The organism is Arthrobacter luteolus NBRC 107841 (assembly GCF_001552075.1).
Taxonomy (GTDB): Bacteria; Actinomycetota; Actinomycetes; order Actinomycetales; family Micrococcaceae; genus Arthrobacter_B; species Arthrobacter_B luteolus.
Genome location: NZ_BCQM01000005.1, coordinates 260,889 through 285,390 on the forward strand (window position 1 = coordinate 260,889; position 24,502 = coordinate 285,390).

Genomic DNA, 24,502 nt, shown 5'->3' on the forward strand with positions numbered 1-24,502 from the left:
CTGGGAACTACACGCCCAGTGCAGCTTCGATCGGACCGACGCAGAAGAAGACCGCGAAGGCAGCGGCGACAACCCACATCACCGGGTGGATCTCCTTGGCCCGTCCCTGGAAGACACGGATCAGCACGTAGGACACAAACCCGGCGCCGAGCCCATTGGCGATCGAGTAGGTGAAGGGCATCAGGGCGATGGTCAGGAAGGACGGGAGCGCAAACCCGATGTCTGACCAGTCGATCTTGCCGACCTGGCTGACCATCAGGTAGCCCACGACGACGAGGGCGGGGGCCACGGCCTCGAACGGCACCAGGTAGATCAGCGGGGTCAGGAACATCGCCGCGATGAACAGCAGGCCGGTGACAATGGACGCCAGCCCGGTGCGGGCGCCTTCGCCGATGCCGGCGCCGGATTCGACGAACAGCTGGTTGGAGGAGACGCTCGCACCGCCGCCGACGATCGCGCCGGCTGCATCCACCAGCAGCACCCGCTCGGTGTTGGGGATGTTGCCGTCCTTGTCGATGCTTCCGGCCTCGCTGGACAGGCCAACCATGGTGCCCATCGCATCGAAGAAGATGCTGAGGAGGATGACGAACGCAAGCAGGGAAGCACCGATGATGCCCAGCTTCTCGAAGGAACCGAAGAGATTGAAGTTGCCGATCAGGGACAGATCCGGTGCGCCCCACTCGGGCATGCTCGGGGTGACCAGCGACCAGCCGGTTGCCTCGCCTGCGCCCTGGCTTCCGGGAGATGCCACAGCCTCGATGATCACGGAGAGCACGGTGGAGGCCAGGATGCCGATCAGAATGGCGCCCCGGGCCTTGCGGGCCATCAGCCCAATGGTCAGGATCAGGCCGAAAGCGAAGACCAGGGTGGGCCAGCCGAGCAGTTCACCGCCGTTGCCAAGCTGCACCGGCACGGTGGTTCCGGCGGCGTCGGGGATCCGGCGGACGAAGCCGGCGTTCACGAAGCCGAGCAGCGCGATGAACATACCGATGCCCACCACGATCGCAGTCTTCAGGCTCGCGGGTACAGCCTTGAACACGGCTGTCCGGAATCCGGTGAGCACCAGGATGAACATGGTGATGCCGGCCAGCACCACCAGGCCCATAACATCCTGCCAGGTGAGATTCTCATTGGTTGCCACGGTCACGGCAACGAATGCGTTGACGCCGAGCCCGGTGGCCATGGCGAACGGATGCTTGGCCCAGGCGCCCATGATGATGGTCAGGACGCCGGCTACCAGAGCGGTCGCCGCTGCGACCGCAGGCCCGCCAAGGGACCGGCCTGTGCCGTCCTCCCCGCCGAGGATCAACGGGTTCAGCACCACGATGTAACTCATGGCGAAGAAGGTGGCCAGACCTCCACGGATCTCCGTCCCTACCGTGGAACCGCGCTTGGAAATTTCAAAATACCGGTCCAGTCTGGAACCTTGCTTGAGCATGGCGGATTTCCTCTGAAGATGTTGTGGTGTCTGGGGGCGAGCGGACATGCCGCATACCGATAATAGTCCTGCACGGAACCGGCCCCTTAACAGAGCGTGCGTGTGTTGGATGTAAGTCACAGCGCCCCGCCCCGCGCAGTAGGCTGGGTTCAGGAGCGCAACCGATGGTGGTTGGGCGCTTACCCGAAGGGAGCCGGTAATGACCGATTCAGAGTGGAATGCGGCTGCTGCCCGGTCCGGGATCGTCGTCGGCGTTGACGGTTCGGACCAGAGTATCTGTGCGCTGACCTGGGCAGCGCGGGAAGCCCGGCGGCGTGATGTCCCGCTCCATGTGGTGACTGCCTATACGGTTCCGATCTTCGCCGCATCCTCGATGGATGCCGGCTACACGGCCGTTGATGACGCCGTAATCCGTGACGGCGCCCGCTCCGTCCAGGAGAAAACTCTGGCCAGGCTCAACCAGCACGGCCTGGAAATCATCCCCCGCGTCGAAAGCGGAGACGCTGCGGCCGTCCTGCTGGAACTCTCCGAAGACGCCGACCTGATGGTTGTGGGTTCACGCGGCCGCGGCGGATTCGTGGGGCGGCTCCTCGGCTCGGTCTCCAGTGCGCTTCCGGCCCATGCCAAGTGCCCCACCGTCATTGTTCCGCTGCGGACGGCCGGCCGGCTGCCGGAATCCGGTGTGGCCGCACCGGCGGGCTCTCCGGTGACCGACGACGTGCATCAGGCTGTCGTGGTGGGTGTTGACGGTTCCGAACACGCACGCGCGGCTTCGCTGGCTGCAGCCGAGCAGGCCCGCAGCATGGGCCTGCCGCTGCGGATTGTGTGCGCGCTGCCCCCGTTCAGCGGCTCCCTTGCCTGGGTGCCGGCACCCTTGGACGTCGAAGCGCTCCACGAGGAACTGATGGTGCAGCTCACCGCGGGACGGGAATGGCTGCAGAGCCACTTCCCGGACCTGGAGATGTCAGTGGAACTGGTGGACGGCCCGCCCGCGGAAATTATGGTGGAACGCACGGCGAAGGCCGAACTGGTGGTCCTGGGTACCCGGGGCCGCGGTGGATTCACCGGGATGCTGCTGGGCTCCACCAGCCAGAGCGTGCTGCACCACGCCAAGGGCCCGGTCATGGTGGTGCCCGATCATGAGGATCCGCGCCTGGCGGACCGTCCGAAGTTCGGACCGATGGTGGAGCAGTAACCTTTAGGCCGGCCTCCGGAGCCAGCGCTTAGGCGTGCCGTTCACCTTCGTGGACGGCATGCCGCTCGGGCTCGAGCTGGAAGGTGCAGTGCTCGGTGTCGAAGTGGCTTGAGAGGCACGTGCCCAGCCGGTCCAGGATGGTGTCCATCCCATGCGGGGTCAGGTACTCCTCGTCCACCACCACGTGGGCGGAGAAGACGGGAACGCCGGAGGTAATCGTCCAGATGTGGATGTCATGGGCGTCGCTGACACCTTCGACCGAGACAATGTGCTCGCGGATCATTTCCACGTCCACCCCCTGCGGCGTGGCTTCGAGCAGCACATCGATCACCTCGCGCAGCAGCGACCAGGCGCGCGGCAGGATCATGAAGGCGATCAGGAAGGATGCCCAGACATCCGCCTGCTGGTAGCCGGTAAGCATAATCACCAGGGCCGAAACCACGACGGCGGCGGAGCCCAGCAGGTCCCCAAGGACCTCCAGGTAGGCGCCGCGCACGTTCAGGCTCTCTTTACGGCCGCTGCGCAGGATGAAGAGCGACACCAGGTTGGCGAGCCCGCCGATGATCGCCGCGAAAAGCATGATGCCGGTCTGCACTTCCGGGGCATCCCCGATCCGCCGGATCGCTTCGGTGAAGATAACGACGGCGATCACGATCAGCAGCAGCGAGTTGGCCAGCGCGGCCAGGACTTCGGCCCGCTGATAACCGTAGGTCCGTTTCGACGTCGCGGGCCGTCCCGCGATCCAGGCCGCGAGCAGTGCGATGGAGACGCCGGCGGCGTCGGAAAGCATGTGCCCGGCGTCGGCCATCAGAGCCAGGGAGCCGGAGACCAAAGCCCCTGCTGCCTGGATGAAGACCACGGTGATGGTGATCAGGAAGACGGCAAGCAGCTTGCGGCGGTGCTTACCAGTCGCTGTGCCCTGCGGCAGGCCGTGGCTGTGGCCGGAATGATTCCCCATGCTTACAGGCTATCCCCAGCCGAGTTCGTGCAGCCGCGCGTCATCGATCCCAAAGTGGTGGGCCACTTCATGGATGACGGTAATCCGGATTTCGTCCACCAGTTCCTCCCGGGTGCCGCACATCCGCATGAGCGGACCGCTGAAGACCACGATGCGGTCGGGCAGGGAGCCGGCCCCCCACCAGGAATCCCGTTCGGTCAGGGGAGTGCCGTCATAGAGGCCCAGGAGCTCGGTGGCAGGGTCCTCGCCGGGGGCGGGAACATATTCGTCCTCGATGAAGACGGCCACGTTGTTCATGGCCTTGGCGAGGTCGGCGGGAATGGAGTTCAGGGCGTCGTCGACCGCTGCTTCGAAGTCGTCGGGAGTCATCTCGATCGGCACGTTTCCACTCTAATGCGTGGCTCCGGGGAGGGCCCGGGGTGACGCTGTTACTGCCGGGTCCGGGGCCGTGCGGGTGCCGATTTTGGAAATCCGGGAAGTAGGCCCTATAGTTTTATAGGTCCGCAGCCGGGAAATCTGACTGACACCGAACAGATGTTCGGAGTTGGTCAAGTTGAACGCTGCGTGTTCTGAGCCCCCATCGTCTAGCGGCCTAGGACACCGCCCTTTCACGGCGGCGGCACGGGTTCGAATCCCGTTGGGGGTACTCACGCAAGTGGTAAATGGCCGGCTGAAAAGCTGGTAGAGTTGACACTCGTGAAATGCAAGGCCCTGTAGCGCAGTTGGTTAGCGCGCCGCCCTGTCACGGCGGAGGTCGCGGGTTCAAGTCCCGTCAGGGTCGCTCAGATTTTCTGAAGCGATTTGGAAGATCTCGGTGATCATCGATTCGATGATGCCCGGCTCTGTAGCTCAGTTGGTAGAGCGTTCGACTGAAAATCGAAAGGTCACCGGATCGACGCCGGTCGGAGCCACCAGCTAAAAACCCCGTACTCACTGAGTGCGGGGTTTTTCTTTTGCCCGAATCCGGGTTACAGGCTCCCCGGGCGCCGGCACCCTTTTCAACTCCTCCTTTACCGGGTTCACTGGGACGCCCGACCCCTACCTGGAGGACAAAGATGTTTCCAAGCAGCGAGAGATTCGAGTGGGAGTCCGTGAGTCCCCACGAAAACCAAAAGCTCAGTGAGGCAGAATGCTGGGCACTGCTGAGCGGCGAGGACACCGGGCGCATCGCCTTCCTGCAGGACGGGAGGCTGCTCGTCTTCCCGGTGAACTATCTGGTGCATGGGAACTCCGTCTACTTCCGGACCAGCAGCCAGAGCGGGCTGGCGCTGCTGCCGGGAGACCTGAACACCTCTTTCCAGGTGGATTCCCACGACGGGGAGCGCATGGCTGGCTGGTCCGTGCTGGTCAGCGGGCGCGCCAACGCTGTCCGGGACGAAGCCCTGCTCACTACGCTGTGGGGGCTCCGGGCTGCGGCGCCCTATGGCGGCGGAGAGCGAAACCTGTTTGTGGGCATCGAGCCGACCGAGGTGACAGGCAGACGGGTGCAGATGGGCTGAGCCCTTCCCTGCCCAACGAAGCAGGTGAGGGGCTAGGCTTGGCTGTTATGGATGACGCCCAGAACACGCCGGGGTCCGGTCCCGCCGATCCCGGAGCACAGCCAGCATCACCGTTGCCGCCGCAGCCGGGCGCTCAGTCCGGCCGGCATACTCCCGCAGGCCAGCGCGGCCCCGCGGGGCCTCCTCCTGCCAGCCAGCCCCATCCCGCCGGCGGGAATGGTCCGGCCGGCGCATCGGCTCCGCCACCCGGGCCAGGACCCAAACCGCAGGAGCCAAGCGGCGGCCGGGCAGCCAACGCAGCGCCCGCCACTGCAATCCCGGATGCCGCAGTGCCCGGTACCGTTTCCCCTGCTGCGGAGATGCCTCCGGCAGTCCCCGTTGTCCCTGGTGAAGCGGCCGGCGGCCGGACTGCCATCTCCGAACAGGCCGTCGCGAAGGTTGCCGCGATCGCTGCGCGTGCGGTCCCGGGCGTCCATGCTCTGGGTTCCGGCGGCGGGCGGACGCTTGGGGCGGTCCGCGATGCCGTCGCCGGTTCGGACAGCAGCGCCACCGCCGGCGTGAATGTCGAAGTGGGGGAGACCGAAGCCGCTGTGGACATCACCCTCATCGCCGAGTACGGCACACCGCTGACCGGGATCGCCGATCAGGTCCGGCAGGCCGTTTATTCGGCGGTCGAAGACCTGGTGGGACTGAACGTGGTGGAGGTCAACGTCTCCATTGCCGATGTGCACCTTCCGGAGGCCGCGGAGAGCCGCGGCGCCAAACGCCCGCCCGGCGCAGGCGGCCAGGAGTAGCCGTGCGTGAACGGCGCGATGGCATTAACCGAATACCCAACGTGGCTCCAGCCCCGCGCGGAAACGAAAGTAAGGCAGGAATTATGAAACCGACCGTGGTGGGCATGGCCGTAGGCGCCGTGCTGGCCTTCACTGCCCTGATTTTCGACTTCTGGGGCTTCCTGCTGATGGCCCTGTTCATAGCAGTGGGAGCCTTCCTGGGCCGGGCAGCAGAAGGCAAGGTCGACTTCCGCAGCGTGCGGGATGCGCTGACCGGACGCCGTTCCTCCTCATGAGCAGTGCCGTTATGACCGCACCCGCCGGAACCCGTACGGCTTCCAAGCTGGCCGGACACAACCGGATCAGCACGCAGGCGCTGACCAGCACGGCGCAGGCGGTGGCCGCAGAACACTTCGGCATCCCTGCCGCAGCGGTCCGCGTCACCTGGAGCGACGACGAGGGGCTGCTTGCCCTGGCCCTGGCCCTGCCCGTCACCATGCCGCCGCTGGACGCCGTCGTGAAAGACCCGGGGCTGGTGGAGCGCACCGGAGGCTCGGTCTGGCACCGGGTCCACGCGGCGAAGCCGCTGCTGCTGCAGCGCATCACCTACCTCACCGGTTCGATCCTTTCCCTCGTTGACATCCGCGTGACTGGTATCCGGGTACAGGAAGGGAGCCGGGTCCGGTGAGTGCGACAACCGCCGCGCCGCCGGCAGAGGGCACCATCAAGCGGATCGTGCGGCGTGAAACCCATGCCGCGCGTACGGTTCCTGCGATCATCGCTGCGGTCTTCGGCATCCTGTTCTGCCTCTACGTCCTGCTCGAATCGGTCCTGCAGTCCCTGGGCCAGGAGGAATGGCTGATCGATCCGCCGACCTTCGCGCACTGGCTCGCCGGCCTGCCCCGGGACGCCGATCCGCTTTTCCTGGGACTCGCCGGGGGCCTGATCTTCCTGGCCGGGCTGTGGTTTTTCCTCATGGCTGTCCTCCCGGGACGCCGTGCACGCTACGCCATCCCCAACCCGCGTGCCGCCGTCGTGGTTGAAGCCGAAGTGCTGGCAGCGTCGCTGGCCCGCCGCAGCCGGGTCAGTGCCGGGGTCACCGCCGGCCAGGTCCTGGTAACGGTGGGACGGACCCGCGTTGAGGTCCGCATCCGCCCCACCTCGGGAATTCCGGTGAACGCCGACGCCGTCCGGGCCGCGGTGGAGGATGAATTGGCGCTGACCGGCCTGGATCCGCAGCCTGCCGTCAGCATCCAGATTTCAACCATGGGGGCGATCGGCCAGTGAACCGCACACCACGAACCCTGAACCGGGTCCTGCTGGGGCTGGGCGGCCTGCTGCTGCTGGCGGCCGGCGGGGGCCTGCTGCTGCTCAGCACCAACGCCGCGGCGGCCCGCTGGTGGCAGGACACGGCTCCGTCGCTGGTGGCCGATGCCGGACGGATGCTCGAGGACACGGCCATGCCCGGCCAATCCCAGAGCTGGCTGTGGCCGCTGCTTGCGCTGGCCATGGCCGTGACCGCCGTGCTGCTGGTCCTCTGGATTTCCGCCCAGGGCCGCGGGCGGGTGGACACGCTGCTGGAGGAATACGACGACGACGGCGCCCCCGGCCGCATCGCGGTCAGCGGTGCCGTGCCTGAGCAGGCACTGCGGGCGGCACTGCAGCAGGATCCGGACGTCACATCGGTGGCGGTCAGTACCTGGTCTCTGCGTTCCGGAACGGGCCTGCGGGTCCGTATTACGCCCCGCCAGGGGGCCGCGCCGCATCTGGTCGCCGCCGACGCCACACATCTGGTGGACGCACTGGACGCTGCCCTCGGCCGCAGCTCGACGGTGCTGATCAGCTTGGAGGCAGGGCCGCGCTACCGGCTCGGCCGCGAGGACCGGGTGCGCTGACGCGGCTGGACCGGTGACCTGACGGATCGTTGGAGGCGCGGGAACGATGGGGGCCCGGAACGTTGGAGGCGCGGGATCGTTGGAGGGGCCGGAACGATGGGGGCCCGGAACGTTGAGGCGCCGGGACTGGGTCACCGGACTCTGACACGCCGGGACGCTGGGACACCGAAAGGCTGGAACCCCGGACGCTTAGGAGGCGCGGGCCAGCTGACGGATGGGAATCCAGCGGCCGGCCAGCCGGCGGTAGGCGGCGGCTGCGCCGGTCATGTCTCCCTCGGCGAGGGATTCGATGCCCAGCCGCACGTCGGACGGGGAATCGTCCGGATACACCAGTTCCGCCACCGGCCCGTAGTCCAGCTCCAGCACCGCGTCCGGGGAGAAAACATCCAGCCAGGCCACCAGGTCGGTGAGTTCATCCAGCAGGTCCAGCTCCGGGGCCGCCAGCGCAAGGGCTGCGGCGGCGTGCCGCGCCCGTTCAATGCACTGGAGGATCGGTGCGGACAGCCTAACGGTGAGGACCCGGCCGTCATCCTCAATAACCTCTGCCTGGTCGTCCTCATGGATCAGCACAAACCAGCCGAACGGGACGCCCCAGGTGGCCGAGCGCGTGTGCAGTTTGGCGAGGGAATCCGCGAAGGAATCCGGATCGATGCGGGCAGCATGGGCTTCGCGGGCAACCTCCGGCAGCAGTACGTCCACCAGCGGCCCATTGACCGTCTCGCCAAGGGATTCGGCCGCCAACGACGTCCGCACTGCCAGCTGGTTGGGGCAGTAGAGGCGGGTGGTGGTTCCGTCCGGCCGGGGATGGTGCAGGACGCGGACCAGATCCGTCGAATTGTGCGGGAACGGATCCGATACGGCCCGGACCAGGCGGCGGACCGCGTCGCTGCGCTCCAGCACCTCGGTCTCATGCCGGGCCCGGGAGCGCTGGTCCAGGATCCTCAGCTGCTGGTCGTCGTCGAAGGCATCCAGTGGTTCATAGACGCGGAGGTAGGACACGTACGGGAACGTGCGCCACGCGGTACCCCCGGATGCTCCGGCCACGGCTAATCCAGCTCCACAATCACGGGCGCATGGTCAGAAGCGCCCTTGCCCTTGCGTTCTTCACGGTCAATGCTCGCGCCGGTGACCCGCGCCGCCAGGGCGGGGGAACCCAGGGCGAAGTCGATGCGCATGCCTTCCCGCTTGGGGAAACGTAGCTGGGTGTAGTCCCAGTAGGTGTACACGCCCGGGCCTTCGGTATAGGGCCGGGAAAGGTCCTGGAACCCGGCATCCAGGAAAGCCTGGAAGGCAGCGCGCTCCGGCTCGGTGACGTGGGTGGCGTTCTGGGCCCGGAACCAGTCGATGTCCCAGACATCCTCATCCCGGGGAGCGATGTTGAAGTCGCCCATCAACGCCAGGTTGAGCTTGGGGTCAGCCTCCACCCAGGAAGCCGCCTGGTCCTTGAGGACCTTCAGCCACTCCAGCTTGTACGGCATGTGCGGATCGCCAACGGCCCGGCCGTTGGGAACATACAGGCTCCAAATCCGGACCCCGCCGCAGGTGGCACCGATGGCCCGGGCCTCAGCAGCCGTGGTTTCCTCGGTCTTGCCGAAGTGCGGCTGACCGGGGAACGTGCGTTCGACGTCGTCGAGCCCCACCCGGGACGCAATCGCGACGCCGTTCCACTGGCTCAGGCCGAAGTGCGCAACTTCATAGCCGTTGGACTCGAACATGTCCCACGGAAAGTTCTCATCCTTCGCCTTCGTTTCCTGGATGGCGAGGACATCGACGTCGGAGCGCTGCAGCCAGGCTTCAACGCGGTCGGCACGGGCACGGATGGAGTTCACATTCCAGGTAGCAATCTTCACCCTTGCTACGTTACCCAATCCGGGCATCGGCGTCCTGCGGTGCTGGCTCGCGCGTCTCTTGGGCTGGCCGGGGCTGGGGTGGTGCCGGGGCGAGGCCGGTGCCGGGGTGCGCCGCGTTGGTGGGCGACCGCGGACGGGTGAGCGGCCTGCCCTTCCGTCCGCCCGCCCGTCCGCCCGCCGGGCGGACCGGAACGGCGGCAACGAAATTCCTTGCTCGCAGAGCTCGCCGGAATATTAAAGCCGCCTAACCCGGTCCGTCCGGAGGGCTGGATCGCGTTGCTTGACCCGACCGGCGGGGTGACCGCGTAGCTTGACCCGACCGGCGGGCTGGACCGATTGGGTGGACACTCTGGCCTCCGACCGCGGGCCGCGGGTCTGCATGGTCAGGTGTCGCGGCGGGCTGGATTACGTAAACCCGGACCGTCTGGGGGGGGCAGGACTGCTTACCTGGACCGTCCGGTGGGTTGGACTGCCGGGGTGGATTGCCGGGGTGGATAAGGCCGCCTCCGACCGCTGGCCGAGGTTTGCATGGTCAGGTATCTTGGCAGGTCGTTTCCGCCGAATCCTCCTCGTCCGGACTGGTGTGCTGGTCCGCAGTGCGTCCATGGGCAGGCAAAGGGTTGTTCGGAATGGAACCGCATCCGGGGTGAAGGCCGCACGGGGTCCAAGCCCGCCGTGAGGACGTTTGGCGATCTGCTTTCCCAGGTGGTGGTGCGTGTGGTGTTGGTGGGTTCCCCATGGTCACTTGGGCAACGGCAGGTGGGAATCTGAGCGCGAGCGGTCCAGCCCGAAGCGCGGTCGCCGGTAGCGGGACCTGCGGCTGAAGCCTCCGCAGAGATTACCGCCGCGGCGCCTCCCTGACCCGCCTCAGCTGGACCGTAGGCTTTGGGGGTGTTTTCCAAATCACCCTTGCTGCGCAGCGTTCCGGCGGTCCTCAGTGTTGCTGTTGGGTGTGCACTGGTCTGGTGGGCCGCCTCAGTCCACAGCCTGGACTTCAACGTCTACCGGGCAGGGGCGCGGGCCTTTTTGGGGCTGGACGGATCCGCCCAGCTGTATGACGAGAAGCTATGGAACATCGCCGGGGATGCGTGGCTGCCGTTCACCTATCCTCCCTTCGCGGTCCTGTTGTTCCTGCCGTACGCCGTGATGCCTGCCGAAACGGGTGCTCACATCCATTCGGTGATTCTGCTGATGTCCCTGCTGGCCGTTGTGCATCTGATCATCACCAGATCGAAGGGGATAGCCGGGCTCCTGCAGCGGCGGACAGATTGGCGGACTGCGGTTCTGCCTGGGCTGATTGTGGTCCTCATCGGCATGTGCGGCCCGTGGCGGGAGGGACTGTCCTTTGGCCAGATCAACGCGGCACTGATGGCCATCCTCCTGGCCGACCTGCTGGGTGCCCGGAAGCTGGGACTTCCGAGAGGCCTTCTCACAGGTCTTGCGGCCGGGGTGAAATTGACGCCCCTGGCCCTGGGGCTGTTCTTCCTGGCCCAGCGCGACTTTAAGGCCCTGCTCTGGATGGCGGCGGGTCTCTTCGGATCCGTGGCAGCCGGTTTCATCATCAGCGCCGAAGGGTCCGTCTACTACTGGACCGAAGCCCTGTGGACGGCTTCAAGGGTCGGCACCGTGGATGACATGTACAACGCGGCATTGCGGTCGTTCACGCTGCACCTCGGATTACCGGAACACGCGGCCACCGCCCTGTGGGCAGCCCTGTCGCTCGCAGCAGTGATCTCCGGGTACGCAGCTATCCGCCGGCTGCTGGCCGCATCCGAGCAGTTGGCAGCGGTGGGGGTGGCAGCCCTGGTGATGCTGATCATTTCGCCCATCAGCTGGTACCACCACTGGGTCTGGTTCATCCTGCTGCTGCCGGCGCTGGCCTTCCCGCCCGAACACGTTTCGCGGTTGGCCCGGAGGAGGATGCGGGTCGGCGCGGCAGGCCTCTACGCTCTGTTCCTAACGTCCTCCTACACCATGAGCCTCGTCTATTTCGGGCGTATTCAGGGCCATGGCCCTTGGTGGATGGAACTGCTCTCCTCGATCTGGCTTTTCGCTGCCATCGCCGCCGCAGCAACAATCACGAAGGACGCCCGCCCCTCACTCCGGACTCCGTCCGATGCTCCGCCGCGGGTCCCGCGGGAAGCTACCGAGCAGCCCTCCGGACGGGCCGGATAAGGCGGCTTTAATACTCCGGCGAGCTCTGCGAGCAAAGGAGTTTCGTTGCCGCCGTTCCGGGCCGCCCGGCGGGCGACCCTGGGGTGCCCGGCTGGCCACCCGCCGTGCGACGCCCGTGGAACCGCGATGGAAGGGAAAGGCCCGCCCCTACTTCCACCAGGAATCAAGCAGCGAAACCGGTGTGGTGCGCTTATGACGGGTCGCCAGATAGCGCTTCTCGATCTTCTGCGCGGTGTCTTCGGAGACTTCGCGGCCCTCGAGGTAGTCATCGATCTGGTCGTACGTGATGCCCAGTTCGGTTTCGTCTGTCTGGCCCGGAACGCCGTCGAGCAGGTCCGCCGTCGGGACCTTGCCGACCAGGGTGTCCGAGGCACCCAGGGCTGCGAGCAGCTGGCGGACCTGGCGCTTGTTGAGGCTGAACAAGGGCAGGATGTCCGCGCCGCCGTCGCCGTACTTGGTGAAGAACCCGGTCACGGACTCCGCGCCGTGATCGGTGCCGATGACCAGCAGGTTGTGCTGGCCGCCGACGGCGTACTGGGCTGTCATGCGCACGCGCGCCTTGATGTTGCCCTTGTTGAAGTCGCTGATGTTCTCGCCGGACATGGCGGTGTATTCCTTTTCGAAGCCGTCCACCGCGTCCCCGATGTTGTAGACCCAGGAAGTTTTGGGCCGGATGAAGTCCAGGGCGGCCTGCGCGTCGTCTTCGTCGTGCTGCACGCGGTAGGGCAGGCGGAGCGCGATGAAGTTGGCGTCGGTGCCGCCGTCGTTCAGCTCTTCCACGGCCAGCTGGGCCAGCCGGCCGGCCAGAGTGGAATCCACACCGCCGCTGATGCCCAGCACGAATCCTGCGGTGTGGGACGCGAGCATGTAGTCCTTGAGGAAGTCCACCCGCCGGCGGATCTCCGTCTCCGGATCGATGCTGGGCTGCACACCCATTTCGGCAATGATTTGTGCTTGTAGTTCGCGCATGGCGTTCAGCCTATCCAAAGCAGGGCCGGTGCAGCAGGTGATACGAATCACTGCGGAGGGACGGGCCAGGCACGGCTGTCCCAACAGTGGCCAGATCAACGTGCTCCGATAGGATTAGGACCATGACTTCCCCGCAGACCGCCGCGTCCCGTGCCCGCCTCCTGGAACTAATCAAGGAACTGGCGGTGGTGCGTGGAAAGGTGATCCTCTCCAGCGGCAAGGAAGCCGATTACTACATTGACCTGCGCCGCGTCACGCTGCAGCACGAAGCCTCCCAGCTGGTCGGCGAGGTCATGCTGGACATGATCGAATCCGCCGGAATCAGCTTCCAGAGCGCCGGCGGCCTGACCATGGGTGCCGACCCGGTGGGCACTGCCGTAATGAACGCTTCGGCCCGCAACGGCGGCACCGTTGACGCATTCGTGGTCCGCAAGGCGCAGAAGTCCTACGGCATGGGCCGCCAGGTTGAAGGCCCGGACGTGTCCGGCCGGGATGTTGTGGTGCTCGAGGACACGTCCACCACCGGCGGCTCCGCGCTCGCCGCCGTGGAAGGGGTCCGCAAGGCGGGCGGCAACGTGGTGGCCGTCGCGGTCATCGTGGACCGCGATACCGGCGCCAAGGAACGGATCGAAGCCGAAGCCGGCGTCCCGTACCTGTTCGCGTTCGGCAAGGATGAACTCGGACTCGACTAGGTCCAACACCTGCAGCGGGAGCCTATGACCGATGACCCAGAAGAGGTCCTGCGCTCGGCGTCGGACCTGGGACGCTACTCCCGGCGGCGGTTCCTGGTGGGAGCCGCCGCAGGCCTGACCCTGGCCACGGATCTGTTTGTCACCCGGCTCATCCAGGAGGGCCGCGAGGAACTGGAAATCCTGCCGGTGCGCGACGACGAGGCGGCCGCCCGCTTCCCGCGGTCCATGTGGTTCCTCTTTCCCGGATACAAAACCAGCTGGGAAGAAGCCGTCTGGATCCTCAATTCGCTGCGCCCAGCCCTGGCCAGCCGCGGGCAGATGGCCGCCGTCGGCTACTCCAACAAGGGCCTGGACGTGGATACCGTGGAGGCGGAGGTCTTCCGGTTCATCCGCACCCGCCGGATCAACCGGGTCTATTTCTACGGCCACAGCTTCGGTGGGATGCTCGCTGTGGAAATCGCCGCCCGGCTGCTGGCCCGCGGCGTGCAGGTGGAAATCATCCTGCTGGACTCCAGCCCGTCCGGCCGGTTCGACGTGCTGGACGCGGCCATGATCCAGGGCGTGGTTTTCCTCTACGAAGCCGGCGCGCGGATCCCCAGTGCACTGCGCGGCGGCTACGAGCTCGGCGAGCGGATCCTGCACAAGGACGAACGCAGCTGGAGCACCATCGCGGACCAGACGCTGGAGCAGCTCTCACCGCTGGCGCCGTCGAGCACCCTGATCCAATCGGAATCGTCCTACATTTACCACTACAACGCAGCCACCTTTGCCGGTGCTCTCGGGAAGGCCGAGCTCGCGTACCTCGGCAACCCGGATGACACCACGGTGAACTACTACACCGCCCGGCAGCGCTGGACCGAACTGTTCCCTCAGAACATGGTTTCCAACGGCCTGGTGACCGACGGCGCGCGGCCGGCGCACGCCAGCCCGCAGTGGAATCCGGTCATCTACCAGCAGGTGGTCCAGGACATCCTGGATACCTACGCGCCGCTCCCGGCCACCGGCGGCGGAGGCACTAAAACACCGTTCTAGCCTCCGCGCCGGAACCGGGAACTAAACCGTGTTGATCAGGTCTGCCACGGAGTTCAGCACCTGGGACGGGCGGAACGGGTAGCGGCTGATGTCCTCCCGCTGGGTGATCCCGGAGAGCACCAGCACCGTGGTCAGGCCGGCCTCGATCCCGGCGATGATGTCGGTGTCCATCCGGTCACCGATCATGCCCGTGGTTTCCGAGTGCGCGTCGATTTTGTTCATGGCCGAGCGGAACATCATCGGATTCGGCTTGCCCACAATGTAGGGGACGCGGTCGGTGGCCGCGGTGATCAGCGCCGCAATCGCGCCCGTCGCCGGGATGGGACCCTCCGCGGAGGGACCGGTGACGTCCGGGTTGGTCGCGATGAACCGGGCACCGTCCAGGATCAGCCGGATGGCCTTGGTGATCGTGCCGAAGGAGTAGGTCCGGGTCTCGCCCAGGACCACATAGTCCGGGTTTGTGTCGGTGAGGATCAGGCCGGCCTCATGCAGCGCCGTCGTGAGTCCCGCCTCGCCGATCACGAAGGCGCGGCCCGGGGACGAGGAGTTCTTGAGCTGGTCCTTGAGGAACTCCGCGGTGGCCAGAGCCGAGGTCCAGAGGTTTTCCTCCGGGACTTCCAGGCCGGAGGCATGCAGCCGGGCGGCCAGGTCCCGCGGTGTGTAGATCGAGTTGTTGGTCAGCACCAGGAACCGCTTGGAGGTGTCCACCCAGCGGTTGATCAGTTCCGAGGCCCCGGGGATCGGCTGGTTCTCGTGGACCAGCACTCCGTCCATGTCGGTCAGCCAGCACTCGATGTTCTCGTTTTCGCCCACGGTTCCCTCTTCCTGCGTTCAATGCCGGCTCGTCCCGCGGAACGCCGGGGCGCAAAGTCTCCGCCCCGCGCGGATGCGGGAAGGTCCAGTCTTTCACCTTAGGCTGGAAGGGTGATAGAGAGCCCCGAAACAATTGACGTTCCCGAGCCCGGACCGGCGGACTCCGCAGTCCACGTGGTCGGCGTCGGACCGTGGGAAGGGTCCTGGCCTGAGGGAGAACACTGGGACCCTGAGCTGCTGGCCGCCGGCGACCGCCGGAACGTGGTGGATGAATACCGCTATTGGAAGCACGACGCGATCGTCGCGGACCTGGATACCAAGCGGCACGAATTCCACGTCGCCATCGAAAACTGGCAGCACGACCTCAACATCGGTTCCGTGGTGCGCACGGCCAACGCGTTTATGGCCAAGGAAGTGCATATCATCGGACGACGCCGGTGGAACCGGCGCGGAGCCATGGTCACCGACCGCTACCAGCACGTGCGCCACCACCCCACGGTGGAGGACTTCACCGAGTGGGCCCGCTCGGAGGGGCTGGCGATCATCGGGATCGATAACTTCCCGGACTCCGTTCCGCTGGAAACTTACGACCTGCCGCGCAACGCCGTCCTGGTCTTCGGCCAGGAAGGTCCGGGCCTGACGCCGGAAGTCCACGAAGCCGCTGAAGCCACCCTCTCGATCGCGCAGTTTGGCTCCACCCGGTCCATGAACGCCTCCGCGGCGGCGGCCATCGCGATGCACGGCTGGGTGCGCCGGCACGTTTTCGGGCAGAAAGTCTCCTGAGCCCCGGCGAAGGAGTTTAACCACCCTGATGCTCCCGGGGCACTTGTGGCTAGGATGGGAGGAGCCAAAGAGGGCCCGTCCCTGCCGCATTTTCTCAACTTCGCTAAGGAGTCAGCATGCCTATTGCAACCCCCGAGATCTACGCAGAGATGATCGACCGGGCCAAGGCGGGGGGATTCGCATACCCGGCTGTCAACGTCACCTCCTCGCAGACGCTGAACGCCGCGCTTGCCGGCTTCGCCGAAGCGGGCTCCGACGGCATCGTTCAGGTCTCCACCGGAGGCTCGGCCTACTGGTCCGGAGCCTCGGTCAAGAACATGGTCACCGGTTCGCTGGCCTTCGCCGCCTACGCCCGCGAAGTGGCCAAGAGCTACGACGTGAACATCGCGCTGCACACCGACCACTGCCCCAAGGACAAGCTGGAGGACTTTGTGCTCCCGCTGCTGGCAGCCTCCGAGGAGCGGGTGAAGCGCGGCGAGGATCCCGTGTTCAACTCGCACATGTGGGACGGTTCCGCCGAAACACTGGATGAAAACCTCAAGATCGCCCAGGACCTGCTGGCCCGTACCGCGGCCGCCAAGATCATCCTCGAAGTCGAAATCGGCACCGTCGGCGGTGAAGAGGACGGCGTGGAGAACGAGATCAACGAGAAGCTCTACACCACCGTCGAAGACGGCATGGCCACCATCCAGGCCCTCGGCGACGGCAGCAAGGGCCGCTACCTCACCGCGCTGACCTTCGGCAACGTGCACGGCGTGTACAAGCCTGGCGGCGTGAAACTGCGCCCGGAAATCCTGCAGGAAATCCAGACCGCAGTCGGCGCTTCGATCGGCAAGGAAACCCCGTTCGACCTGGTCTTCCACGGCGGTTCCGGCTCCTCCGCCCAGGAGATCGCTGACGCCGTGTCCTACGGCGTGGTGAAGATGAACATCGACACCGACACCCAGTACGCCTACACGCGTCCGGTGGCGGACCACATGTTCCGTTACTACGACGGCGTGCTGAAGGTCGACGGCGAGGTTGGCAACAAGAAGCAGTACGACCCCCGCGTCTGGGGTGCCTCTGCCGAGAAGGGCATGGCCGCCCGCGTGGTCGAAGCAGCACAGTCCCTTGGATCGGCAGGAAAGCACCTCTAATGTCAGACGAATTCCGCAAGAACCTGCTCGGCCCCGAGCCCACTTATCTGCCCGAGGAAACGGACGTCCTCGCCCGCCTCGAGGCCGGTGACGAGCCCGTGGACCTGGCAGCTAAGTTCCCCACGTCCTCCCTGGTCTGGGCCCTGCTGGCCGACGATGCCTACGCCGAGGGCCAGCCGGTGGAGTCCTATGCCTACGCACGGGTGGGCTACCACCGAGGCCTGGACGCCCTGCGCCGGGCCGGCTGGCGCGGCACCGGGCCCATCCCTTGGGAGCACGAGCCGAACCGCGGTTTCCTCCGGTCGCTCTACGCCCTGGGCCGCGCGGCTGCCGCGATCAATGAGGGTGAAGAGGTGGACCGGATCGAGAAGTTCCTGGACAGCTCCGATCCGGCGGCCAAGGCCGCCATCGAAGCCGCATAACTGAAATAACCGATAAAAGAAATCCAAGGAGCCTGAGGGCTCCTTGGATTTCTTTTATTTCCCGGGAGTTATTTGCCGAAAAGCGCATGGTCTTTCTGGCACAGGATAGTCAGGGTTCTCTGCAGAGCTAATCCGGAAAAGTGAATGACGCTCATTAATCTTAGTCCTCTTGGGGTGCTTTCCAATGCCTGGACTGTATGCCGGCCTGGGATTCGGACTGCGCATCCATGCCGAAGCGGGCCGCCATTTCATGAATCTGGTGAAGTGTCAGTTGCTGGGCGCAGCGGCTGACCCCGGCCTTGTCTGCGCGGTAGAGGTAGTTATCGACTCCGCGCAGCCATTTCCGGCGCCAGTTGTGTACCGATTGTTCGGCGGCCGCGGCGCGCATCACGGCATGCTCACGGTGCAGGAGGGTCGAAACCTGGCGGTGGAAGCTCCGGTTGCTGTGGCCCCCTGACCGGCCAATCCGGCCCAGCGTGGTGTCCAGATGGGCATCCCAGAAGAAATCCCAGGAGACGCGTCGCCGGTCCGCCCATGCTGCGGAACGGGGACCGCGCATCATCGCGTCGGCTGCGTCGTACATCAGCAGGGCCAGCAGCGCGCGGCGGGTCTGTGCAGTGGCAAACCTGGAGACTGCCCACAGCGTCAGGTCAGAGGACAGCTCGAACAGTTCCTCCGCCAGATTGAGCCCCTGCTCACCGCCCAGCCGGTACAGCTGCAGGGAATCTTCGCTGCCGCTGTCCGGGCTGGAGCCGGCGGAGGTGTGCCTGCGGGTGCTCACCTCCGTGGGCAAAAGACCCAGCTCTTCCTCTGACTGCTGCCGCAAGGCGGCAAGGAATGAAGTAATCCGCCGCCCCGAGTCCGCCGCGCCGGAGAACCGGGTTTCAAGCAAAATGCCGCCCTTGGCGGGCCGCCGCGAAAAATACCAGCGCTGGGAATTCCATGTGCGGGCCTGCGCCACCAGGGGGGTGAGGATCAAGGTGCACGCCCGGTCAGTGGCGGCCTGGCTCGGGAGCTGAGTGGTGAGAACAGTCAAGGTCGCTGCCCGATGGTCCGTGTCCCTTCCGCTGCTGCGGTGTGTTTGCGTTGCCAAAGTCATGGTGCTCCTTTTTCCGGTACAGCTCGACAGGCGTGGGTCGCACAGGGGAAAGACTCGCGATGTCATGATGAAAACCCGGAAAGACTAATGAAAGCAAGGGTCCCTGCTGGAATGCAGAGGCATTTAGCAGCTTCCACTGCGATACGCATTCTGATCTTCTCGCCACAGTCCCGCGGTGTTACCATTTTTGTTTTCCCGGACCTTAATGGCGGAAACAATGAGGTCATTTAAGTCAATAGACGGCGGGTGCTAAGGGCGGCTGGGGAGGTCAAAACTCTAATCCTTATAAACCAGATGTTATTCAGCCGCCACGTGCACTGCCGTCTGTCTGCTCCTATAGCCCCTAACCAGGCCCAGGTATCCGGCGGGGCGGTTACCAGCCCCAGGTGCCAGGCGGGCCCTTGAACGGGCCGGTCACCCGGCTGGTAATCCAGCCGCCGTAAAAGTCGCCGTCCTGGGGCTGCACCTCCTCGCCGTCCACCCGCACGGAGTCCATCAGCCCGGGGTACAGGGCGGCCGTATCGGCCAGCTCCTCGTAGCCGGGTGCCGGGTGTGGATAGGCCCAGGCCGCCCGCGCGGCACGGTGGCCGCCTGCGACGACGTCGTAATAGGAAGCAGCACCCTTGAACTCGCAGAAGGTGCGGCCCGGCACCGGGTGCAGGGCGCCGGAGATGAAGTCCTCCAGCGGCAGATAGTAGACCGGAGGATGGCTGGTCTCCAGCACCCGCAGCGCCGACGAGGACTGCGCCAGCAGGGTCCCGCCCAGCCAGACTTCTACCGATTCATCGCTGGGTTCGATCCGGGGCGGGCGCGGGTAAGACCAGACGGATTCGGTATGCGGGTGAAAACGGTTCGCCATGGCCCGCTCACTTCGTCTCGTGCCGCCTCATGGGCGGTGATGGTGGTGGTGACTGCAAGGATCTGCGGCCGGGACGGCACCGAGGAGAACCCAAACCGCACCGGCGGGTTGACCGGTGCCAGTGGTCCCAGGTCCAGCCCGTTCCAGGAGCATTCCGCCGCCGCAATACGGCGGATGGAACGCACACCGTAATACTCCAGCCGGTCCCCGGTGGTTCCCGCGGTCCGTACCCCGCGCACGATCAGCCCGGCCAGCGGATTCACTGCCCGCAGCCAGGAAGGATGCACAGCCAGCGGCGCCGGCACGGTCTGCAGGACGCGGCCCAGGACCGTCACCCGTCCCAGCTCGGCGCGCAGCCGCAGCGGACCGCCGTCGACCGCCAGCGTTCCGCCGTTCAACCGTGCGCTGACCGGCACAACGTCCACCGCATCAAAGGAATAGGTGGAGGAAACGTACCGGGCCGTGTTTTCGTCAGGGGCCAGCAGCAGGCGGGAACCGAACCGGTTCTCCACCATGACATCGGTGAACGGGCCGAACGGGGAATCCGGCCAGTGGCCCACTACCAGGCGGGTTCCGGAGGCGGTGCCCAGCCCGGCGATATAGCCGCGGAAGCGCTCCATGGCTTAAACCGTACGCCCGGCCGGCCGCTTCCGGAGGGGGCCGGCCGGAGATCGGCTAAACTTGACTGGTAAGAGCCCCGCAGCTTGAGCGTGTTCCACGCCACGAGTGCAGGGGCGTTCTCATGCACGGTAGCGGTTCAGCGCCTGGCGCGGCTCCCTAGCGTAACTAATGGGGGAGGATCCCATGCCAGCAATTGTCATCGTCGGCGCCCAGTGGGGCGACGAGGGTAAAGGTAAGGCCACCGACCTTCTCGGCGGCCGCGTCGATTACGTCGTCAAGCCCAACGGCGGAAACAATGCCGGCCACACCGTCGTCGTCGGCGGTGAAAAGTACGAATTGAAGCTGCTGCCCGCCGGCATCCTGAGCCCCAACGCGATTCCGGTCATCGGCAACGGCTGCGTAGTGAACCTCGAGGCGCTGTTCGCCGAAATCGACGGTCTTGAGGCCCGGGGGGCGGATACCTCGAAGCTGCGGATCTCCGCCAACGCCCACCTCGTTGCCCCGTTCCATCAGGTAATGGACAAGGTCACCGAACGCTTCCTGGGCAAGCGTGCCATCGGCACCACCGGCCGCGGCATCGGCCCGGCCTACATCGACAAGGTTGCCCGCCTCGGCATCCGGGTGCAGGATATCTTCGATGAGTCGATCCTGCGGCAGAAGGTTGAAGGCTCGCTGCGGCAGAAGAACCAGCTGCTGCTGAAGGTCTACAACCGCCGCGACGTGGATCCCGAAGAGATGGTGCAGTACTTCCTCTCCTACGCGGACCGGCTGCGCCCGATGGTCATCGACTCGGTGTACGAGCTGAACAAGGCCCTGGACGAAGACAAGGTCATCCTGATGGAAGGCGGCCAGGCGACGTTCCTGGACGTGGACCACGGCACCTACCCGTTTGTGACCTCCTCCAACCCGACGGCCGGCGGCGCCTCGGTGGGCTCCGGCATCGGCCCCACCCGCATCAACCGCGCTGTGGGCATCATCAAGGCCTACACCACCCGCGTCGGCGCCGGCCCGTTCCCCACCGAACTCTTCGATGACATGGGCCTGTACCTGCAGAAGACCGGCGGCGAGTTCGGTGTGAACACCGGCCGTCCGCGCCGCTGCGGCTGGTACGACGCCGTCCTGGCCCGCCACGCTTCCCGCGTGAACGGCTTCACGGACTACTTCGTGACCAAGCTGGACGTGCTCACCGGCATCGAGAAGATCCCGGTCTGCGTGGCCTACGACGTCGACGGCGTGCGTTTCGACGAAATGCCGATGACGCAGACGGACTTCCACCACGCCAAGCCGGTCTTCGAGTACTTCGACGGCTGGACCGAGGACATCACCGGCGCCCGGACCCTTGAGGACCTGCCGGAGAACGCCCGGAACTACGTGCTGGCGTTGGAAAAACTGTCCGGCACCCGGTTCTCCGCGATCGGCGTCGGCCCGGACCGCGACCAGACGATCGTGATCCGCGACCTGATCAGCGAGTAGTTTTTTCCAGCGAAGGCCCCGCAGCCGTTTGGCTGCGGGGCCTTCGCCTGTCCTGCCGCCGTTTCGAGCCCGTGGCCTACTCCGAGCCGTCGCCGGAGAGGACGCAGAACTCGTTGCCCTCCGGATCCGCCATCACGACCCAGGAGACATCCGGTCCTTGGCCGACGTCGACCAGGACGGCGCCCAGAGCGAGCAGCCGCTCGACTTCCTCCTCCTGGGTGCAGCCGTCCGGCACCAGATCCAGGTGCAGCCGGTTCTTGGCTTTTTTGGGTTCGGGGACAGGGAAAACGTCGAGCGGTGGGCCGAGGAAACCGTTGCGTGGTGCCAGGCTCATCCCGCCGTCGAACTCCTCGGCCACCCGGTAATCCAGTGCCCGGGTCCAAAACCCGGCCAGCATGGGGACGTCAACGGCGTCCAGGGCGAGGGACGAGAATCTGCTGCTCACGGCTGGCTCCTTCGGCGGCGCGGAAAAGTACCTGCGAACTTAGCAGCGGCGTTCTCCGGGCGTCAATGGACAGCTCTCCCGGCCGCGGGACCGGACCGGGAACGATGCTTCTGCCGACCCGGGAGGCGCAGCTACCAGCGGTTCCGGGCCTCCTCCACCCAGCCTTCCAGCCCGTCGAGCTGGTAGCGGGTGCCGTCCGGCGAGGCCGCCCAGCCGGACCAGGTGCCGAAGGCCTGCCAGATTTTGGAGGACACCAGCACGGCGTTGGTGGCTGCCCGGCGCCGGTGGAACGGGGTCAGCACTGCGTCGATCCACTCGCCCCGGACCTTCCACGCTGCCATCGGATTGGTGAGGTCATAGCTGAACTCCAGTTCGCCGTCGTAATGGTGCAGCACACCGTCCACGATCAGTGCGTTCTCCGTCGCCGGTGTGCCGGCGGTCCACAGCCCGCCCAGCTGCAGACCCAGCCGGGTGCCGTCCACGGTCCCGGACCCGGCCGCCCAGATCCACCGCTTCGCATACGGCCAGCGGCCGCGGCCGCGGTCCAGCACGGCGAAAGCGCCGTCACCGACCCGGTACTCCCGGCCGTCCACGGTGACGGTTCCGCTGACCTCGCGGGCAACGTCCTTGAGCGTGTACTGGTAGCGGGTAGCCGACCAGGGGACCACGACGCCGAGCACGTCGCCGGCAGCGGGCGCATAAAGTTCGACGCCGATGCGTTCCGCGGCGGCGCGCAGGTGCGTGCCGCCGTCGTCGTCGTGGAAACGCAGGTGCGTCCCGCCCATGGTGCCGACGGCGGTCAGCGGCGGGGGCGTATTGGGCAGGACGGCGGTGGAACCGGGCGGGATGGTCAGCGGGTCATAGCTGATCTCCTTGCCGGTGGCCCGCTCCAGGACATAGAGCTGCAGTGCAGCCGCGTAGTCCAGATGAACGATCGTCATGTCGACGGCCAGCTCCGGAGTCAGCACACCCCAGTACTCCCAGCGCTTGGTCCGCCAGCCGTGCCGCAGCCCGGCGGGAAGGTCCGTGAAGCCATGCAGGGCCGTGCGGGAGAAGCCTGCGGCGGCGGGATTCAGGGTGCCGTTCTTCCGGGACAGCTGCACCGGTTCCTTGATCTCTTCCATGGCGCAACAGTCTAGGATGCGGGCGGCAAAAATCCCGGTTCATCCGGCCGCCATACTTCCCGGAGGCCCTGACGGCGGCGACGGCGGCGGCGTAGCGTGGCCCTATGACTACCCAGGCACGTGCCGCGATTCTGCGCGGCGTCCACGAACCCTTCGAAATCACCGACGTCACCCTCGATGATCCCCGGCCGGACGAGGTGCTGGTCCGGATTACCGCCTCCGGAGTGTGCGGGACCGATCTGGGTGTCCAGGCCGGACATATTCCCTTTCCCCTGCCCGGAGTCCTTGGGCATGAAGGCGCCGGCATCGTGGAGGCTGTTGGCTCCGGCGTCACCTCGGTTGTGCCCGGCGACCAGGTGCTGCTGAGCTTTTCCAGCTGCGGAGTCTGCCGGAACTGCCGCATGGGCCACCCGGCCTACTGCACTGATTTCCTGGACCTGAACCTGGTGGGCGGGCAGCGCATGGACGGCAGCGCCACCATCACCAAGGACGGTAAAGGGGTCCACGGGCACTTCTTCGCCCAGTCTTCCTTCGCGAACTACGTTCTGGCCGATGCCCGCGGGGTCACCCGGGTGGACCCGGACGCCGACCTGAGCCTGCTGGCACCGCTGGGCTGCGGCATCCAGACCGGGGCCGGCGCGGTGATGAACGTCCTGCGGCCGGAGCCCGGGTCCACCCTCGCCGTCTTCGGAGCCGGACCCGTGGGCCTGGCCGCGGTGATGGCCGCAGCCCTTTCCGGCTCCACCCGCATTGTGGTGATGGACCTGGTGGACTCCCGGCTGGAGCTGGCCCGCCAACTTGGTGCCACCGACGTCATCAATTCCGGCAGCACCGACGCGCTGCAGGCTTTGTTCGAGCTGACCAACGGCGGCGGCGTGACGCATGCGCTCGAAACCACCGGAAGTACCCGGGTGGCAGCAACCGCCGCCGATGCCCTGGCACCGCTGGGGAAGCTCGGACTGATCGGCGCCCCGGCGGCCGGGTCAACCGTGGAACTGGACGTGAACTTCATGCTCAACGGCCGGCAGGTCATCGGCATCACGGAAGGCGACTCCACGCCGCAGATTTTCCTGCCCGCGCTCGTGGAGCTGGTGCAGCAGGGCCGTTTCCCGCTGCAGAAGATGATCACCCGGTACGGGTTCAACGAGATCAACGACGCCGCAGCTGCGGCCAAGGCGGGCGAGGTCCTGAAACCTGTGCTCCACTTTGAGGACCTGCACTAGGCTGGAGGAAAGTCCGGTCCTCAAGGCA

Annotated in this window: 27 protein-coding genes and 3 tRNA genes; 18 read left to right on the forward strand and 12 right to left on the reverse strand. The window is 66.1% G+C overall.

Annotation, left to right across the window (positions count from 1 at the left end):
• Positions 1-7: 7 nt before the first annotated feature.
• A complete protein-coding gene (locus AL3_RS11440; protein WP_066300802.1) occupies positions 8-1,438 on the reverse strand; it encodes an NCS2 family permease in 1,431 nt (476 codons plus the stop codon).
• 199 nt (positions 1,439-1,637) lie between these two features.
• Between AL3_RS11440 and AL3_RS11445 the strand changes: the two genes are divergently transcribed.
• Positions 1,638-2,633: a universal stress protein gene (locus AL3_RS11445; RefSeq protein ID WP_066300804.1), complete on the forward strand. Its 996-nt coding sequence runs from the start codon at positions 1,638-1,640 to the stop codon at positions 2,631-2,633.
• 28 nt (positions 2,634-2,661) lie between these two features.
• On the opposite strand, the gene AL3_RS11450 is transcribed toward AL3_RS11445, so the two are convergent.
• Entirely contained in the window at positions 2,662-3,591 is a 930-nt protein-coding gene (locus AL3_RS11450; RefSeq protein WP_066300807.1) for a cation diffusion facilitator family transporter, read from the reverse strand.
• Positions 3,592-3,600: 9 nt separating this feature from the next.
• Positions 3,601-3,960 carry a metallopeptidase family protein gene (locus AL3_RS11455; protein WP_066301064.1) on the reverse strand — a complete coding sequence of 120 codons (360 nt, stop codon included), beginning with the start codon at positions 3,958-3,960 and terminating at the stop codon, positions 3,601-3,603.
• A gap of 204 nt (positions 3,961-4,164) precedes the next feature.
• Here AL3_RS11455 and AL3_RS11460 point away from each other — a divergent pair.
• The 9 genes from AL3_RS11460 to AL3_RS11500 all read left to right on the forward strand — a co-directional run bounded on the left by AL3_RS11460 (position 4,165) and on the right by AL3_RS11500 (position 7,758).
• Positions 4,165-4,237, forward strand: a tRNA-Glu gene (locus AL3_RS11460).
• 61 nt (positions 4,238-4,298) lie between these two features.
• Positions 4,299-4,372: transfer RNA gene (locus tag AL3_RS11465), tRNA-Asp, on the forward strand.
• A 57-nt stretch (positions 4,373-4,429) separates the two neighbouring features.
• Positions 4,430-4,505: transfer RNA gene (locus AL3_RS11470), tRNA-Phe, on the forward strand.
• Positions 4,506-4,682: 177 nt separating this feature from the next.
• Positions 4,683-5,090 (forward strand): pyridoxamine 5'-phosphate oxidase family protein, encoded by a 408-nt coding sequence (locus tag AL3_RS11475; RefSeq protein WP_161599326.1) that lies wholly within the window; start codon positions 4,683-4,685, stop codon positions 5,088-5,090.
• A 359-nt stretch (positions 5,091-5,449) separates the two neighbouring features.
• A complete protein-coding gene (locus AL3_RS18965; RefSeq protein WP_066301066.1) occupies positions 5,450-5,884 on the forward strand; it encodes an Asp23/Gls24 family envelope stress response protein in 435 nt (144 codons plus the stop codon).
• An 83-nt stretch (positions 5,885-5,967) separates the two neighbouring features.
• The gene (locus AL3_RS11485; RefSeq protein WP_066300812.1) at positions 5,968-6,159 is read left to right on the forward strand and encodes a DUF2273 domain-containing protein; all 192 of its coding nucleotides are present in this window, start codon (positions 5,968-5,970) and stop codon (positions 6,157-6,159) included.
• An 11-nt stretch (positions 6,160-6,170) separates the two neighbouring features.
• Positions 6,171-6,551 carry a hypothetical protein gene (locus AL3_RS11490; protein ID WP_066300813.1) on the forward strand — a complete coding sequence of 127 codons (381 nt, stop codon included), beginning with the start codon at positions 6,171-6,173 and terminating at the stop codon, positions 6,549-6,551.
• A complete protein-coding gene (locus tag AL3_RS11495; RefSeq protein ID WP_066300815.1) occupies positions 6,548-7,150 on the forward strand; it encodes a DUF6286 domain-containing protein in 603 nt (200 codons plus the stop codon). The genes AL3_RS11490 and AL3_RS11495 overlap by 4 nt, the downstream gene beginning before the upstream one ends.
• Entirely contained in the window at positions 7,147-7,758 is a 612-nt protein-coding gene (locus tag AL3_RS11500; RefSeq protein ID WP_066300819.1) for a hypothetical protein, read from the forward strand. The genes AL3_RS11495 and AL3_RS11500 overlap by 4 nt, the downstream gene beginning before the upstream one ends.
• 189 nt (positions 7,759-7,947) lie before the next feature.
• Here the strand turns inward: AL3_RS11500 and AL3_RS11505 are convergent, their stop codons facing one another.
• Positions 7,948-8,802 carry a DUF8083 family protein gene (locus AL3_RS11505; RefSeq protein WP_066300821.1) on the reverse strand — a complete coding sequence of 285 codons (855 nt, stop codon included), beginning with the start codon at positions 8,800-8,802 and terminating at the stop codon, positions 7,948-7,950.
• 2 nt (positions 8,803-8,804) lie between these two features.
• Positions 8,805-9,608, reverse strand: coding sequence for an exodeoxyribonuclease III (locus AL3_RS11510; protein ID WP_066300824.1), 804 nt, complete (start codon positions 9,606-9,608; stop codon positions 8,805-8,807).
• Positions 9,609-10,499: 891 nt separating this feature from the next.
• Between AL3_RS11510 and AL3_RS11515 the strand changes: the two genes are divergently transcribed.
• On the forward strand, positions 10,500-11,783 hold the full coding sequence (locus AL3_RS11515; protein ID WP_066300827.1) for a glycosyltransferase 87 family protein: 1,284 nt from the start codon (positions 10,500-10,502) through the stop codon (positions 11,781-11,783).
• A 147-nt stretch (positions 11,784-11,930) separates the two neighbouring features.
• On the opposite strand, the gene nadE is transcribed toward AL3_RS11515, so the two are convergent.
• Positions 11,931-12,752 carry an NAD(+) synthase gene (gene nadE / locus AL3_RS11520; protein ID WP_066300830.1) on the reverse strand — a complete coding sequence of 274 codons (822 nt, stop codon included), beginning with the start codon at positions 12,750-12,752 and terminating at the stop codon, positions 11,931-11,933.
• Positions 12,753-12,874: 122 nt separating this feature from the next.
• On the opposite strand from nadE, the gene pyrE reads away from it, so the two are divergent.
• Positions 12,875-13,444, forward strand: coding sequence for an orotate phosphoribosyltransferase (gene pyrE / locus AL3_RS11525; protein ID WP_066300831.1), 570 nt, complete (start codon positions 12,875-12,877; stop codon positions 13,442-13,444).
• A gap of 24 nt (positions 13,445-13,468) precedes the next feature.
• Entirely contained in the window at positions 13,469-14,476 is a 1,008-nt protein-coding gene (locus AL3_RS11530; protein WP_066300832.1) for an alpha/beta fold hydrolase, read from the forward strand.
• 21 nt (positions 14,477-14,497) lie between these two features.
• Here the strand turns inward: AL3_RS11530 and AL3_RS11535 are convergent, their stop codons facing one another.
• The gene (locus AL3_RS11535) at positions 14,498-15,250 is read right to left on the reverse strand and encodes an HAD-IIA family hydrolase (RefSeq protein ID WP_083521695.1); all 753 of its coding nucleotides are present in this window, start codon (positions 15,248-15,250) and stop codon (positions 14,498-14,500) included.
• A gap of 171 nt (positions 15,251-15,421) precedes the next feature.
• Between AL3_RS11535 and AL3_RS11540 the strand changes: the two genes are divergently transcribed.
• The 3 genes from AL3_RS11540 to AL3_RS11550 all read left to right on the forward strand — a co-directional run bounded on the left by AL3_RS11540 (position 15,422) and on the right by AL3_RS11550 (position 17,630).
• Positions 15,422-16,072: a TrmH family RNA methyltransferase gene (locus tag AL3_RS11540; protein WP_246168447.1), complete on the forward strand. Its 651-nt coding sequence runs from the start codon at positions 15,422-15,424 to the stop codon at positions 16,070-16,072.
• A 116-nt stretch (positions 16,073-16,188) separates the two neighbouring features.
• The gene (gene fbaA, locus AL3_RS11545) at positions 16,189-17,208 is read left to right on the forward strand and encodes a class II fructose-bisphosphate aldolase (RefSeq protein WP_066300840.1); all 1,020 of its coding nucleotides are present in this window, start codon (positions 16,189-16,191) and stop codon (positions 17,206-17,208) included.
• On the forward strand, positions 17,208-17,630 hold the full coding sequence (locus AL3_RS11550; protein WP_066300844.1) for a DUF3151 domain-containing protein: 423 nt from the start codon (positions 17,208-17,210) through the stop codon (positions 17,628-17,630). Before fbaA ends, AL3_RS11550 begins: the two co-directional genes overlap by 1 nt.
• A gap of 160 nt (positions 17,631-17,790) precedes the next feature.
• Here the strand turns inward: AL3_RS11550 and AL3_RS11555 are convergent, their stop codons facing one another.
• From AL3_RS11555 to AL3_RS11565, 3 genes are all read right to left on the reverse strand, one after another.
• Positions 17,791-18,795, reverse strand: coding sequence for a lantibiotic dehydratase C-terminal domain-containing protein (locus AL3_RS11555; protein WP_370665308.1), 1,005 nt, complete (start codon positions 18,793-18,795; stop codon positions 17,791-17,793).
• Between the two features lie 307 nt (positions 18,796-19,102).
• On the reverse strand, positions 19,103-19,588 hold the full coding sequence (locus AL3_RS11560; RefSeq protein ID WP_066300849.1) for a DUF427 domain-containing protein: 486 nt from the start codon (positions 19,586-19,588) through the stop codon (positions 19,103-19,105).
• Positions 19,504-20,208 carry a hypothetical protein gene (locus AL3_RS11565; protein ID WP_306303033.1) on the reverse strand — a complete coding sequence of 235 codons (705 nt, stop codon included), beginning with the start codon at positions 20,206-20,208 and terminating at the stop codon, positions 19,504-19,506. The genes AL3_RS11560 and AL3_RS11565 overlap by 85 nt, the downstream gene beginning before the upstream one ends.
• 184 nt (positions 20,209-20,392) lie before the next feature.
• Here AL3_RS11565 and AL3_RS11570 point away from each other — a divergent pair, with 184 nt between their 5' ends.
• On the forward strand, positions 20,393-21,682 hold the full coding sequence (locus tag AL3_RS11570; RefSeq protein WP_066300852.1) for an adenylosuccinate synthase: 1,290 nt from the start codon (positions 20,393-20,395) through the stop codon (positions 21,680-21,682).
• Positions 21,683-21,758: 76 nt separating this feature from the next.
• Here AL3_RS11570 and AL3_RS11575 read toward each other — a convergent pair whose 3' ends face one another.
• Positions 21,759-22,127, reverse strand: a complete 369-nt coding sequence (locus tag AL3_RS11575; protein ID WP_066300854.1) for a VOC family protein — start codon at positions 22,125-22,127, stop codon at positions 21,759-21,761.
• A 131-nt stretch (positions 22,128-22,258) separates the two neighbouring features.
• Positions 22,259-23,251, reverse strand: coding sequence for a DUF2804 domain-containing protein (locus AL3_RS11580; protein WP_066300859.1), 993 nt, complete (start codon positions 23,249-23,251; stop codon positions 22,259-22,261).
• Positions 23,252-23,355: 104 nt separating this feature from the next.
• Between AL3_RS11580 and AL3_RS11585 the strand changes: the two genes are divergently transcribed.
• Positions 23,356-24,474, forward strand: coding sequence for an NAD(P)-dependent alcohol dehydrogenase (locus tag AL3_RS11585; RefSeq protein WP_066300862.1), 1,119 nt, complete (start codon positions 23,356-23,358; stop codon positions 24,472-24,474).
• Positions 24,475-24,502 lie beyond the last annotated feature (28 nt).